The sequence below is a fragment of the Rhodococcus sp. LMD genome (genome assembly GCF_056108245.1).
This window is the reverse complement of record NZ_CM148557.1, coordinates 2,555,084-2,569,109: the sequence shown is the minus strand read 5'-3', so window position 1 is coordinate 2,569,109 and position 14,026 is coordinate 2,555,084. Positions and strand designations below refer to the sequence as shown.

At 71.8% G+C, this 14,026-nt stretch carries 12 protein-coding genes; 7 read left to right on the top strand and 5 right to left on the bottom strand.

Annotated features, from left to right (window positions below; translation table 11 throughout):
- Positions 1-23: 23 nt before the first annotated feature.
- The 3 genes from sufD to ACWPQI_RS11925 all read right to left on the bottom strand — a co-directional run bounded on the left by sufD (position 24) and on the right by ACWPQI_RS11925 (position 3,531).
- Positions 24-1,253, bottom strand: a complete 1,230-nt coding sequence (sufD, locus tag ACWPQI_RS11935) for a Fe-S cluster assembly protein SufD (RefSeq protein WP_017682206.1) — start codon at positions 1,251-1,253, stop codon at positions 24-26.
- A complete protein-coding gene (sufB, locus tag ACWPQI_RS11930; RefSeq protein WP_040271542.1) occupies positions 1,254-2,699 on the bottom strand; it encodes a Fe-S cluster assembly protein SufB in 1,446 nt (481 codons plus the stop codon).
- A 91-nt stretch (positions 2,700-2,790) separates the two neighbouring features.
- The gene (locus ACWPQI_RS11925) at positions 2,791-3,531 is read right to left on the bottom strand and encodes a helix-turn-helix transcriptional regulator (protein WP_228287153.1); all 741 of its coding nucleotides are present in this window, start codon (positions 3,529-3,531) and stop codon (positions 2,791-2,793) included.
- Between the two features lie 97 nt (positions 3,532-3,628).
- Here ACWPQI_RS11925 and mptB point away from each other — a divergent pair, with 97 nt between their 5' ends.
- From mptB to ACWPQI_RS11905, 4 genes are read left to right on the top strand one after another with little or no spacing between them, the layout of a single operon-like run.
- Positions 3,629-5,371: a polyprenol phosphomannose-dependent alpha 1,6 mannosyltransferase MptB gene (gene mptB / locus ACWPQI_RS11920; RefSeq protein WP_010595085.1), complete on the top strand. Its 1,743-nt coding sequence runs from the start codon at positions 3,629-3,631 to the stop codon at positions 5,369-5,371.
- The gene (locus ACWPQI_RS11915; protein ID WP_010595086.1) at positions 5,368-6,312 is read left to right on the top strand and encodes an ABC transporter ATP-binding protein; all 945 of its coding nucleotides are present in this window, start codon (positions 5,368-5,370) and stop codon (positions 6,310-6,312) included. Before mptB ends, ACWPQI_RS11915 begins: the two co-directional genes overlap by 4 nt.
- Positions 6,309-7,106, top strand: coding sequence for an ABC transporter permease (locus tag ACWPQI_RS11910; RefSeq protein WP_010595087.1), 798 nt, complete (start codon positions 6,309-6,311; stop codon positions 7,104-7,106). Before ACWPQI_RS11915 ends, ACWPQI_RS11910 begins: the two co-directional genes overlap by 4 nt.
- A gap of 49 nt (positions 7,107-7,155) precedes the next feature.
- Positions 7,156-8,121, top strand: coding sequence for a COX15/CtaA family protein (locus tag ACWPQI_RS11905; RefSeq protein WP_010595088.1), 966 nt, complete (start codon positions 7,156-7,158; stop codon positions 8,119-8,121).
- A gap of 80 nt (positions 8,122-8,201) precedes the next feature.
- On the opposite strand, the gene ACWPQI_RS11900 is transcribed toward ACWPQI_RS11905, so the two are convergent.
- Positions 8,202-8,543 (bottom strand): hypothetical protein, encoded by a 342-nt coding sequence (locus ACWPQI_RS11900; RefSeq protein ID WP_010595089.1) that lies wholly within the window; start codon positions 8,541-8,543, stop codon positions 8,202-8,204.
- 22 nt (positions 8,544-8,565) lie between these two features.
- Between ACWPQI_RS11900 and ACWPQI_RS11895 the strand changes: the two genes are divergently transcribed.
- Positions 8,566-9,531: a quinone oxidoreductase family protein gene (locus ACWPQI_RS11895; protein ID WP_010595090.1), complete on the top strand. Its 966-nt coding sequence runs from the start codon at positions 8,566-8,568 to the stop codon at positions 9,529-9,531.
- A gap of 88 nt (positions 9,532-9,619) precedes the next feature.
- On the opposite strand, the gene ACWPQI_RS11890 is transcribed toward ACWPQI_RS11895, so the two are convergent.
- A complete protein-coding gene (locus ACWPQI_RS11890) occupies positions 9,620-10,597 on the bottom strand; it encodes a heme o synthase (protein ID WP_026138082.1) in 978 nt (325 codons plus the stop codon).
- Positions 10,598-10,781: 184 nt separating this feature from the next.
- Here ACWPQI_RS11890 and tkt point away from each other — a divergent pair, with 184 nt between their 5' ends.
- Positions 10,782-12,884 carry a transketolase gene (tkt, locus tag ACWPQI_RS11885; protein WP_017682096.1) on the top strand — a complete coding sequence of 701 codons (2,103 nt, stop codon included), beginning with the start codon at positions 10,782-10,784 and terminating at the stop codon, positions 12,882-12,884.
- A gap of 5 nt (positions 12,885-12,889) precedes the next feature.
- A complete protein-coding gene (gene tal, locus ACWPQI_RS11880) occupies positions 12,890-14,026 on the top strand; it encodes a transaldolase (protein ID WP_026138081.1) in 1,137 nt (378 codons plus the stop codon).

The following is a 14,026-nucleotide window of genomic DNA, read 5'->3' as shown; positions in this document are numbered from 1 at the left end:
GAATATGGGAGAACGGGTGGGGGTCAGGCGCCGACGGCGGCGAGTTCGGCCTCGATGGCGGCCTCGAGCCGCTCCCGGACGGCGGGCACGGTGATCTTCTCGACGAGTTCGTGGAAGAACCCCCGGACCACCAGCCGGCGGGCCTGCTCCTCGGAGATGCCGCGGGCACGCAGGTAGAACAGCTGCTCGTCGTCGAACCGGCCGGTGGCGCTGGCGTGGCCGGCACCGACGATCTCGCCGGTCTCGATCTCGAGGTTGGGCACCGAGTCGGCGCGAGCCCCGTCGGTGAGCACCAGGTTGCGGTTGAGCTCGAAGGTGTCGGTGCCCTCGGCCTCGGCGCGGATGAGCACGTCCCCGATCCACACCGTGTGCGCGTCCGGCTTGCCGGAGCCGGGATCGCCCTGCAGCGCCCCCTTGTACACGACGTTGGACTTGCAGTGCGGCTGCGCGTGGTCGACGAGCAGGCGCTGCTCGAGGTGCTGGCCGGCGTCGGCGAAGTACAGGCCGAGCATCTCGGCGTCGCCGCCGGGTGCGTCGTACCGGACCGTCGGGGACACGCGCACGAGGTCACCGCCGAGCCCGACGGTGAAGTGCCGCAGCACGGCGTCGCGGCCGAGGCGGGCATGGTGGGCCGCCACGTGCACCGCGTCGTCGGCCCAGTCCTGGACGGCGACGATGTTCAGGCGCGAGCTGTCGCCGAGGACGAACTCGACGTTCTCGGCGTAGGTGCCGGAACCGCGCTGGTCGAGGACCACGGTGACCGACGCGAACGGCTCGAGCCGCAGTTGCAGGTGCCCGAACGCGACCTTGCCCTCGCCGGGGCCGGTGACGGTGATCGTGACGGGCTCGGGAACCTCGACCTCGCGGCCGACCGTGACGACGGTGGCGGTGGTGAAGCCCGAGTAGGCCTGGGCGGCGACGCGGTCGGCGGGCACGCCGCCCTCGCCGAGGCGGGTGTCGTCGCGGCCGACGGTCTCGACCTGCACGCCGTCCACGGGGGTGACCTCCACGGTGGCGGTGCCGTCGGCGACCGCGGTGCCGTCGTGCAGGCCCCGCAGGCGGCGCAGCGGGGTGAATCGCCACGCCTCGTCGCGGCCGGAGGGGATCTCGAAGGCGTCCACGTCGAACGACGTGAACACCTCCCCCTTGTTCACGGCCGGCCCGGCGGCCTTCTCCGAGCGCGCGGCTCCCTGCACCCCGGTGGCGACGACCGGCGAGCCGGTGGCGGGGGTGTTCTTCGCTTCCGCAGTCATTTAGCCGACTGCCCCTTCCATCTGCAGTTCGATCAGGCGGTTGAGCTCGAGCGCGTACTCCATCGGCAGCTCCTTGGCGATGGGCTCGACGAAGCCACGCACCACCATCGCCATCGCCTCGTCCTCGGTCAGGCCGCGGCTCATCAGGTAGAACAGCTGATCGTCGGAGACCTTGGAGACGGTCGCCTCGTGCCCCATCGTCACGTCGTCCTCACGGATGTCGACGTACGGGTAGGTGTCCGAGCGGGAGATCTGATCGACGAGCAGCGCATCGCACTTGACGGTCGACTTCGACCCGTGCGCGCCCTTGTTGACCTGCACCAGGCCGCGGTAGGAGGCGCGTCCACCGCCGCGGGCCACGGACTTCGACACGATGGTCGAGGAGGTGTGCGGCGCCAGGTGCAGCATCTTCGCGCCGGTGTCCTGGTGCTGGCCCTCGCCGGCGAACGCCACGGAGAGCACCTCGCCGCGCGCGTGCTCGCCCATCATCCACACGGCCGGGTACTTCATGGTGACCTTGGAGCCGATGTTGCCGTCGATCCACTCCATCGAGCCGCCGGCCTCGACCTTGGTGCGCTTGGTGACGAGGTTGTAGACGTTGTTCGACCAGTTCTGGATCGTCGTGTAGCGGCAGTGCCCGCCCTTCTTGACGATGATCTCCACCACCGCCGAGTGCAGCGAGTCCGACTTGTAGATCGGGGCGGTGCAGCCCTCGACGTAGTGCACGGAGGCGCCCTCGTCGACGATGATCAGGGTCCGCTCGAACTGGCCCATGTTCTCGGTGTTGATCCGGAAGTAGGCCTGCAGCGGGATGTCGACGTGCACGCCGGGCGGGACGTAGATGAACGAGCCGCCCGACCACACGGCGGTGTTCAGCGCGGAGAACTTGTTGTCGCCGGCCGGGATGACCGACCCGAAGTACTCCTTGAAGATCTCGGGGTGCTCGCGCAGGCCGGTGTCGGTGTCGAGGAAGATCACGCCCTGGGACTCGAGGTCCTCACGGATCTGGTGGTAGACCACCTCGGACTCGTACTGGGCGGCGACCCCGGCGACGAGGCGCTGCTTCTCGGCCTCGGGGATGCCGAGCTTGTCGTAGGTGTTCTTGATGTCCTCCGGCAGTTCTTCCCAGCTCGTGGCCTGCTTCTCGGTGGAGCGCACGAAGTACTTGATGTTGTCGAAGTCGATGCCCTCGAGGTTCGAACCCCACCCCGGCATCGGCTTCTTCTCGAAGGTGCGCAGCGCCTTGAGGCGGATGTCGAGCATCCACTCGGGCTCGTTCTTCTTCGCGGAGATGTCGCGCACGACCGCCTCGGACAGCCCTCGCTGGGCCGTGGCGCCGGCCGCGTCGGGATCCGACCAGCCGTAGCCGTAGTGACCGAGGGACGCGATGGTCTCCTCCTGTGTCAGCGGCGCGCCGGCCGACGCCTGATCCGATGTGACGGTCATGTGAGCTCCTTCCGGAGTCTTGTTCGGTGCCGGCGAGGGCTGGTCGCCGGCGGACAACGTCGTGCTTCTGTCGGGGATGTGCGGGTCCTGCTCAGGTCTTCCGGGCGTCCGACGGCGGCACCGGCACGTGGGTGGTGCAGAAGCTGTCGCCGTTGGCGATGGTCGCCAGCCGCTGGACGTGGGTGCCGAGAATCCGGGTGAACGCCTCGAGCTCGGCCTCGCAGAGCTCGGGGAACTGCTCGGCGACGTGCGAGACCGGGCAGTGGTGCTGGCAGATCTGCACGCCGGTGCCGACCCGCCGGGTCGAGGCCGCGAACCCCGCATCGGTGAACGCCGCCGCGATGTCCTCGGCGGTGTCCTCGATCTCGGCGCCGCTCCCGGACTCGACCGGGGTGACCCCGCCGAGCAGGGACTGCACGCGACGCCGGGCGAAGTCCTCGACCGCCGCCTCGCCGCCGACCTCCCGCAGGTGCCGCATCGCGGCGCTGGCCAGGTCGTCGTAGGAATGCCCCAGCCGTGCCCGGCCCACCGCGGTGAGCTGGAAGCGGCGCGCCGGCCGTCCCCGCCCCCGGCCCTCCCGCCGAGGTGGCGGAGCCGCCTGGGCCTCGCCGGTGTCGATGAGGGCGTCGAGGTGGCGGCGCACCCCGGCCGCGCTCAGTCCGAGACGGGCGCCGATCTCGGTGGCCGTGATCGGTCCCTCCTCGAGCAGCAGCTGCACCACCGCCGCCCGGGTCTGCCCCTCGTGGGCGCCCGGCACCTGGGCGACCGGCAACCCGGCAGGCGGATGACCTGCGCGTTCCCCGTGCACCCCGGTATCGGACGTCGTTTTCACAACACCAGTGTGACGGAATTGCCCCGGCCGGTCTACAAAGGGTGCCCTACCTTACAGGCGGCAAAGTCCCGGTTTCCGTCCCCGCTACGCTGCTCGCGTGCCGTCCACCGTGGAACCCGACCCGACCGGGCCGGCGCCGAGCCGCTGCGCCGCGGCCCTCGGGGCCCGCGCCGCCGAACTCGGCCGGCGCGCCCTCGGACTCGACGGGCGCGGCGGCGGCCCCGCCGTGGCCACGATCCTGCACGGCGACGAACTCGAGGGGCGTGGTCTCGACGCCACCGAGACCACCCAGCTGCACCGCATCCGGCTGTTCGGCGCGACGGGCACCGTGCTCATGGCGGTCGGCGCGCTCGGCGCGGGAGCGCAGCCGGTGCTGCAGAACCCCGTCCAGGGCCTGCGGGTGCTCGGGCTGCCCGCGCGCATGCCCAGCGCCGCGCTGACGCTGACCATGACGGGCACCGTGCTGGTGGTGCTGGCCTGGCTGCTGCTCGGTCGCTTCGCCGTCGGCCGCCGCGACCCGGACGGGGTGCCCCGACGCCTGAGCCGGTCCCAGCTCGACCGCACCCTGCTGCTGTGGATCCTGCCGTTGACGGTGGCGCCCCCGATGTTCAGCAAGGACGTCTACTCGTATCTGGCGCAGAGCGAGATCGCCGCCCGCGGCCTCGACCCCTACGGGATCGGCCCCGCCGGCGCCCTGGGGGTCGACCACGTCCTGACCCGCACCGTGCCCAACATCTGGCGCGACACGCCGGCGCCGTACGGGCCGGCGATCCTGTGGCTCGGGCAGCGGATCACCGACCTGACGGGCGAGAACATCGTCGCCGGGGTGTTCCTGCACCGCGTGACCGCGCTCGCCGGGGTCGCGCTGATCGTGTGGGCGCTGCCGCGGCTCGCGCGCCGCTGCGGTGTCGCCGCCGTCAGCGCCCTGTGGCTCGGTGCGGCCAATCCCCTGCTGCTGTTCCACCTCGTCGCCGGCATCCACAACGAGGCCCTGATGCTCGGTCTCATGCTGGCCGGTCTCGAGCTGGCGCTGCGCGGCATCCACACCGCCGATCCGGCGGCGCCGCTGCGCGGCCGGGCGCTGGGCTGGCTGCTGGCGGGCTCCGCGGTGATCGCGCTGTCGGCGATGGTCAAGGTGCCGTCGCTGCTCGCCCTCGGCTTCGTCGGGATGGCGCTCGCGCACCGCTGGGGCGGCACCGTGCGCGCGGTGGTCTCCGCCGCCGCGTTGCTCGCCGTGGTCGCCGTCGTCGTCGTGGGCGCGGTCAGCTGGGGCAGCGGGCTCGGGTTCGGCTGGACGCAGACCCTCGGGACCGCGACGGAGGTGCGCAGCTGGATGTCCATCCCGACGCTGCTCGGCCTGGGCACCGGCCTGGCCGGGGTGTTGCTCGGTCTCGGTGATCACACGACCGCGATCCTGTCGCTCACCCGGCCCGTCGCCGCGCTGATCGCGGCGCTGGTGACGGTGCGGATGATGCTGGCGGTGCTCACCGGCCGGCTGCATCCGGTGGGCGCGCTCGGGGTGTCCCTCGGCGCGATCGTGCTGCTGTTCCCGGTGGTGCAGCCCTGGTACCTGCTGTGGGCGGTGATCCCGCTGGCCGCGTGGGCCACCCGGCCGATCTTCCGGCTCCCCACCGTGGCGTTCTCGTCGCTGGTGAGCGTGATCCTGATGCCCAACGGCGGCGAGTACCAGCCGTTCATCATCGTGCAGGCGGCCATCGCGACGGTCGTCGTGGTGGGGCTCGCGATCTTCGCCACCCGCAACCGGCTGCCCTGGCGCGACGAGGACGACGCACCACCGCGTCCCGCCGATTCGCCCGGCGCCTACGCTGGAACCTCGTGACCTCGAGATCCCCCGTCGCTGCGCCGCCCGCCGTCCGCCTCGAGGGCGTCGTCAAGCGGTTCGGCGACCTCACCGCCGTCGACGGGCTCGACCTGACCGTCGACCGCGCCCAGGTGCTCGCGCTGCTCGGCCCCAACGGTGCCGGCAAGACCACCACCGTGGAGATGTGCGAGGGCTTCGTCACCCCCGACTCCGGGACCGTGCGGGTCCTCGGGCTCGACCCGATCGCCGACTCCGAGGCCCTGCGCCCGCGGATCGGGGTCATGCTGCAGGGCGGCGGCGCCTATCCGGGGTCCAAGGCCGGGGAGATGCTCGATCTGGTGGCCGCCTACTCCGCGGATCCGCTCGATCCGGCCTGGCTGCTGCGCAGCCTCGGGCTCGAGGAGGCACGGCGCACCCCCTATCGGCGGCTGTCCGGCGGGCAGCAGCAGCGGCTCGCGCTGGCCTGCGCCCTCGTCGGCCGGCCCGAACTCGTCTTCCTCGACGAACCGACCGCCGGTCTGGACGCGCAGGCGCGGCTGCTGGTGTGGGAACTGATCGACGCCCTGCGGCGCGACGGCGTCGCGGTGCTGCTCACCACGCACCTGATGGACGAGGCGGAGGAACTCGCCGACGAGGTCGTCATCATCGATCACGGCCGGATCGTGGCCGCCGGCACCCCCGCCGAGGTCGCCAGCACCGGCGCGGAGGGCCAGTTGTGGCTCACCGCCGCCCCGGGGCTGGATCTCGCTCCCCTGCGTGCCGCGGTGACGGACGCGTTCCGGGTGCGCGAGGCCGGTCCCGGCCGGTATCTCGTCGAGGGCCCCATCGATCCGCAGGTCGTCGCGGCGGCCGCCGCGTGGTGCGCCGACCAGGGTGTCCTGGCCCGCGAGATCCGGGTGGACCAGCGCAGCCTCGAGGACGTGTTCCTGGACCTGACCGGACGGGAGATCCGCGGATGAGCACCTCGCACGAGCGCCTGGCGGCGAACCGGTTCGCGCCCGGCACCTTCGCTCCCGCGCCCCGCCCGAACGGCCCGGCGGCGATGCTCGCCGCGCAGACCCGCATGGAGCTGGTGCTCCTGCTGCGCAACGGCGAGCAGCTGCTGCTGACGATGTTCATCCCGATCACCCTGCTGATCGGGCTCACCCTGCTCCCGATCGGCGATCTGGGCGAGGCCCGCGTCGAGCGCGTGCTGCCGGCGGTGATGATGGTCGCGGTGATGTCGACGGCGTTCACCGGGCAGGCCATCGCGGTCGGATTCGACCGCAGATACGGTGCATTGAAAAGACTCGGCGCCACCGCCCTGCCGAAATGGGGCATCATCGCAGGCAAGAGCGGTGCGGTGGCCCTCGTCGTCGCACTGCAGTCGATTCTGCTGGGCGGCATCGGTCTCGCCCTCGGCTGGCGCCCGGACCCGGTCGGGCTGCTGCTCGGCGCCGCCGTCATCGCCCTGGGCACCGTGACGTTCGCCACCCTGGGTCTGCTGCTCGGCGGCACCCTGCGCGCCGAGATCGTGCTGGCGCTGGCCAACATCATCTGGTTCGTGCTGCTCGGGATCGGCAGCGTCGTCCTCGCCGGCGGCGGTCTGCCCGATGCGGTGGTGCATCTGGCGCGCCTGGTCCCGTCCGGGGCGCTCGCCCTCGCCCTCGACGCGGCGCTGCGCGGCAGCGTCGACTGGCTGGCCGTGGCGATCCTCGGCGCGTGGGCGGCCGCCGGCGGGGTCCTGGCGAGCAGACTGTTCCGGTTCGTCTGACCGGCACCCCACTACAGGCTGTAGTGGACCGGCCCGTACCATCGTCGATGTGCTGTATCGCGGCTTCCTGCGCCTTGTCGACCGTCTGCCCCTGCCGTCCCTGCGGACCCAGCGGCTGCTCGCGCTGATCGCGATCCTGACCCAGGGCGGCATCGCCGTGACCGGGTCGATCGTCCGCGTGACCGCGTCCGGCCTGGGGTGCCCCACCTGGCCCCAGTGCTTCCCGGGCAGCTTCGTGCCCGTCGGTGTCTCCGAGGAGGTCGCCACCCTGCACCAGGTCGTCGAGTTCGGCAACCGGCTGCTGACGTTCGTCGTCGTCGCGTCCGCCGCGGCGGTCGTGCTGGCCGTGACCCGGGCCCGGCGCCGCCGCGAGGTTCTCGTCTACGCGTGGCTGATGCCCGCCGGCACCGTCCTGCAGGCCGTCATCGGTGGCATCACCGTGCTCGCCGGCCTGGCCTGGTGGACCGTCGCGGTGCACCTGCTGGCGTCGATGCTGATGGTGTGGCTGGCGGTGCTGCTGCATGCGAAGGTCGGCGAGCCCGACGACGGGGCGGTCGTGGAGACGATCCCGCGCCCGCTCCGGACCCTGACCGCGCTGTCCGCCGTACTGCTCGCCGGGGTGCTCGTCGCGGGCACGATGGTCACCGGCGCCGGCCCGCACGCCGGCGACAAGAGCGCCGATCGGCCGGTGCCGCGCCTCGAGATCGACATCGAGTCCCTGGTGCACCTGCACGCCGAACTGCTCGTCGGATACCTCGGCTTGCTCGTCGGCCTCGCCTTCGCGCTGTACGCCGTGGCCGCGCCGCAGGCGGTGAAGACGCGCCTGCACGTGCTGCTCGCCCTCGTCGTCGCCCAGGCCCTCGTCGGGGTCGTGCAGTACTTCACCGACGTGCCCGCCGCCCTCGTCGCCGTGCACGTCGCCGGCGCCGGGCTGTGCACGGCCGCGACGGCAGCGGTGTGGGCGGCGGGACGGGTCCGCACCACCGAACCGGCCCGCGAACCGGTCGCCGTCTGACCCCCGGGCGCACGCGCGCCGGAGAAACGGTTCCGGGGGCCACCCAGGACGGGTGACCCCCGGAGCCGTTCGAGGATCGGTCAGCGTTCGTTGCGGGCCCGCGGGAACCGGGTCTGACGGGCCACCCAGCCGGCCATCTTCTTCCAGTGGCCCTGCTGCGGCGTCGCGATGCTGGTCACTTCGCGATCCCACTCCGAGACCGTGACGCCGGGCAGCGCCTCGACCACCGCGTGCGCCGTGGCGAGATCGCGCACCACCCGGTCGCCGAGCACCCCGTCCTCGGCGACGACGGTGATGCGCACCGCGCCCCGCGCGACCGGCTGCAGCACCGCCTTGGCGGAGCCACCGTGTGCGGCGACGAAGCTGCGGAGGGATTTCACGATGTCGGCCGGTGCGGCCACGACCTGAGTATCGGCGCTCATGCCTGCAGAATACTGTGAACGTATGCGTGCAATCGAAGTGGCACGGTTCGGCGGCCCCGAGGTGCTCACCCCCGTCGAGCTCCCCGCTCCCGAGCCGGGGCCGGGCGAGCTGCTGGTCCGGACCGACGCCGTGGGCGTCAACTACATCGACACCTACTTCCGCACCGGGCTCTACCCCCGGGAGTTGCCGTACATTCCCGGATCCGAGGGCACCGGACGGGTCGTCGCGGTCGGTGAGGGCGTGGGCGGCGTCGCGGTCGGCGATCGGGTGAGCTGGGCAGCGGCCGACGGTTCCTACGCCGAACAGGTGCTCGTGCCGGCGGCGGTGGCGGTGCCCGTGCCCGACGCGGTTCCCGCCGAGCAGGCGGCGTCGGCGCTGCTCCAGGGCATGACCGCGCACTACCTGCTCAATTCGACGTATCCGGCGCAGCCCGGCGAGACCGTGCTCGTGCACGCGGGCGCCGGTGGGGTGGGCCTGCTGCTCACCCAGCTCGCCGCCGCGAAGGACGTGCGGGTGATCACGACCGTCTCCTCCGACGAGAAGGAAACCCTCTCGCGCGGCGCGGGCGCCGCCGAGGTGCTGCGCTACACCGACGACCTCGCCGAGCAGGTCCGGGATCTCACCGGCGGGGAGGGCGTCGCGGCGGTCTACGACGGCGTCGGCGCGGCCACGTTCGAGTCGTCGCTCGCCTCGCTGCGCATCCGCGGCACGTTGGCGCTGTTCGGCGCGGCCAGCGGTCCGGTGCCGCCGTTCGATCTGCAGCGGCTCAACCCCGCCGGCTCGCTGTACGTCACCCGGCCGACCCTCGCGCACCACGTGCGCACCCGCGAGGAGCTGATGTGGCGGGCGGGCGAGGTGTTCGCCGCCGTCGCGGACGGGACCCTCACCGTCCGGGTCGGCGCGCGGTACCCGCTGGCACAGGCGGAGCAGGCACACCGCGACCTCGAGGCCCGTCGCACGACCGGCTCGATCGTGCTGCTCCCCTGAGGTCCGCTCCGGGCGGAAGTACCGCTTCCGTCGCTCTCCGGCAGCGGACGGTACATTCGCCGGGTCCCGGAGCCGCGCGGAAGGCGGATCAGAAGAACGAGGCGATGGTGCGCAGGTCGAGCACCGAGTCCACGGCCAGGCCCAGGCACACCAGGGCGAGGTAGTTGTTCGACTGCAGGAACAGCTTGAGGGGCTTGACCGCCGCCCCGCCCCGGACGCTGCGGTACAGCTGATGCGCGACGAGCAGGAACCAGGCGCCGGCGGCGACGGTCACCGCCGCGTACACCAGGCCGGCGGCCGGCACGAGCACCAGCGTCGCCAGGACGGTCGCCCAGGTGTAGAGCAGGATCTGCTTGGTGACGTGCTGCTCGCTCGCGATCACGGGCAGCATGGGCACGCCGGCGGCCTTGTAGTCCTCCTTGTACCGCATCGCCAGCGCCCAGGTGTGCGGCGGTGTCCAGAAGAAGATCACCAGGAACAGCACGATCGGTTCCCAGCTCAGCGAGCCGGTGACCGCGGCCCAGCCGACCATCACGGGCATGCACCCGGCGGCCCCGCCCCACACCACGTTCTGCCAGGTCCTGCGCTTGAGGACCATCGTGTACACCAGGACGTAGAAGGCGATCGTGGCGACCACGAGCAGGCCGGCGAGCAGATTCGCCCGCCACCACAACCACAGGAACGACACGACGCCGAGCACCGCGCCGAACACGAACGCGTGCCGGGTCGGGACGGCCTGCCGGGCCAGCGGCCGCAGCGCCGTCCGCTTCATGACCTTGTCGATGTCGGCGTCGACGACGCAGTTGAGGGCATTCGCGCTCGCCGCACCCATCCACCCGCCGAACAGGGTGCTCGCGATGAGCACCAGGTCCACCTCGCCGCGGTCGGCGAAGAGCATCGCCGGGATCGTCGCCACCAGCAGCAACTCGATCACGCGCGGCTTGGTCAGCGCGATATAGGCGAGCACCGTGCCCGAAACGCGTCCCCACATCGTGTCGGGGCGAGGCGGTCCAGGTGCCTCGGGGGCGCCGAAGCCGTGACCTCCCGGCCGTTGCCCTGCCCGCACCCTGTCTCCTTGCACCACGCGATTACGCACCTTCGCTCGCCGTCGCTCTACTACGAACGATGGTAGACGTCGCGCAGGCCCGGACCGAATCGACCCGCAAAGCGCAGCACATTACTCTGGAGGGGCGCTCGAGGCTCTCGCGCCCGCACGCTCCCCGTATACCCATGTCAGGAGACTTCTGCTCGTGTCGATCACAGACGAGATCCGCTCCCTCACCCAGGCAGTGCACCCCGCCGACTGGACCGACCTCGACACCAAGGCCGTCGACACCGCCCGCGTGCTCGCCGCCGACGCGGTCCAGAAGGTGGGCAACGGGCACCCCGGCACGGCGATGAGCCTTGCCCCCGTGGCCTACACGCTGTTCCAGAAAGTGATGCGGCACGACCCGACCGACCCGCACTGGGTGGGACGGGACCGGTTCGTGCTCTCGTGCGGACACTCGAGCCTGACGCTGTACATCCAGCTGTACCTGTCGGGGTACGGGCTCGAACTCGCCGACCTCGAGGCGCTGCGCACGTGGGGTTCGAAGACGCCGGGCCACCCCGAGTTCGGGCACACCGCGGGGGTGGAGATGACCACCGGCCCGCTCGGGCAGGGCCTGGCCTCCGCCGTGGGCATGGCGATGGCGGCGCGCCGGGAGCGCGGCCTGTTCGATCCGGACACCGCGACCGGCGCGAGCCCGTTCGACCACCACATCTACGTCCTCGCCTCCGACGGCGACATCGAAGAGGGCGTGACGTCGGAGGCCTCGTCCCTCGCGGGCGTGCAGCAGCTCGGCAACCTGATCGTCTTCTACGACGACAACAAGATCTCCATCGAGCACGACACGGCGATCGCCCTCGGTGAGGATGTCGCCCGGCGCTACGAGGCCTACGGCTGGCATGTGCAGACCGTCGAGGGCGGCGAGAACGTCACCGCGATCCTCGACGCCGTCGAGGCCGCCAAGGCCGTCACCGACAAGCCGTCGCTCGTCGTGCTGCGCACGATCATCGGCTACCCGGCGCCGACCAAGATGAACACCGGCGACGTGCACGGCGCCGCCCTCGGCGCCGAGGAGGTCGCCGCCGTCAAGACCGCCCTCGGGTTCGACCCGGAGCGGCACTTCGACGTCGACCCGGCGGTGATCGAGCACACCCGCGGCGTCGTCGAGCGCGGCGCGGCGGCCCGCACCGCATGGCAGGCCGAGTTCGACGCGTGGGCCGGCCGGGAGCCGCAGCGCAAGGAACTGTTCGACCGGTTACAGGCCGGGGAGTTCCCCGCCGGCTGGACCGAGGTCCTGCCCACCTACGAGCCGGCCGCCAAGGGCCCGGCCACCCGTAAGGCGTCCGGCAGCGCCCTCGCCGCGCTCGGCCCGGTGCTGCCCGAGCTGTGGGGCGGTTCGGCCGACCTGGCGGGCTCGAACAACACCACGATCCCCGGCTCGGACTCGTTCGGCCCGGTGTCGATCTCCACGAAGGACTGGAACGCCCAGCCCTACGGGCGGACGCTGCACTTCGGTGTGCGCGAGCACGCGATGGGTTCGATCCTCAACGGCATCGCCCTGCACGGCCCGACCCGCCCCTACGGCGGCACCTTCCTGGTGTTCAGCGACTACATGCGTCCCGCCGTGCGGCTCGCCGCGCTCATGCAGACCCCGGCGATCTACGTGTGGACCCACGATTCGATCGGTCTCGGCGAGGACGGCCCGACCCATCAGCCGGTCGAGCACCTCACCGCGCTGCGCGCGATCCCGAATCTGGCCGTGATCCGTCCCGGCGACGCGAACGAGACCTCGTTCGCGTGGGCCGCGGCGCTGGAGAACAAGACCGGCCCGACCGCCCTGGCCCTGACCCGCCAGGATGTGCCGGTGCTCGCGGGCACCCGGGAGAAGGCCGCCGAGGGCCTGCCCCGCGGCGCGTACGTGCTCGCCGAGGCGTCCACCGGCACGCCCGAGGTGATCCTGCTCGGCACCGGCTCCGAGCTGCAGCTCGCCGTCGCCGCCCGCGAGGTACTCGAGGCCGACGGTGTGCCCACCCGCGTGGTCTCCGTGCCGGTCCTCGACTGGTTCCTCCAGCAGGACCAGGCGTACCGCGACGAGGTGCTCCCGCCGGCGGTGCGTGCGCGTGTCTCCGTCGAGGCCGGACTGGCGATGCCGTGGCACCGCCTGCTCGGCGACGCCGGCGAGGCCGTCTCGCTCGAGCACTTCGGCGCCTCCGCCGACCACAAGACCCTGTTCCGCGAGTTCGGCATCACCGCCGAGGCCGTCGTCGACGCCGCCCGCCGCTCGCTGACCCGAGTGAAGGGATGATCCCGATGACCCAGCAGGTAACCCAGAACGCGAATCTCGTCCAGCTCTCGGCCGCCGGGGTGTCCGTGTGGCTCGACGACCTGTCCCGGGACCGCATCGAGACCGGCAACCTCGCCGAGCTGATCGCCACCCGCAGCGTCGTGGGTGTGACCACCAACCCGTCGATCTTCCAGGCGGCGCTCAGCAAGGGCCACGTCTACGACGCCCAGGTCCGGGAGCTCGCGCTGGCCGGCGCCGATGTGGACACCACCATCCGCACCGTCACCACCGACGACGTGCGCTCCGCGTGCGACGTCCTGGCCCCGGTGTTCGAGGCCAGCGACGGTGTCGACGGCCGGGTCTCCATCGAGGTCGACCCGCGGCTGGCGCACTCCACCGACGCGACCGTGCAGCAGGCGATCGAGCTGTGGCGCATCGTGGACCGGCCCAATCTGCTCATCAAGATCCCCGCGACGGTGGCCGGCCTGCCGGCCATCGCCCGCGTGATCGGCGAGGGCATCAGCGTGAACGTGACGCTGATCTTCTCGGTCGAGCGCTACGAACGGGTCATCGAGGCCTATCTGGACGGTCTGACCGCCGCCAAGTCGGCCGGGCACGAGCTGTCGACGATCCACTCGGTGGCCTCGTTCTTCGTCTCCCGCGTCGACACCGAGATCGACGCGCGGCTCGACGCGATCGGCACCCCCGAGGCGCTGGCGCTGCGCGGCAAGGCCGGCGTCGCCAACGCCCGCCTGGCGTACGCGGCGTACCGCCGGGCGTTCGAGTCCGGGGCCCGGTTCGAGCAGCTCGCCGCGGCCGGTGCGCGTCCGCAGCGCGCCCTGTGGGCGTCGACCGGGGTGAAGAACCCCGACTACTCGGACACCCTGTACGTCACCGAACTGGTCGCCCCGAACACGGTCAACACGATGCCGGAGAAGACCCTCGAGGCCGTCGCCGACCACGGCGAGGTCACCGGCGACACGGTCACCGGTACCGAGAAGGCGGCCGAGAACGTGTTCTCCGCGCTGTCGACGATCGGGGTGAACCTGCCCGAGGTGTTCCGCAAGCTCGAGGACGAGGGCGTCGAGAAGTTCGAGGTGTCCTGGAACGAGCTGCTCGCCGCCACCTCCGAGCAGCTGATCGCGCACGGCGCGAAGAGCTGA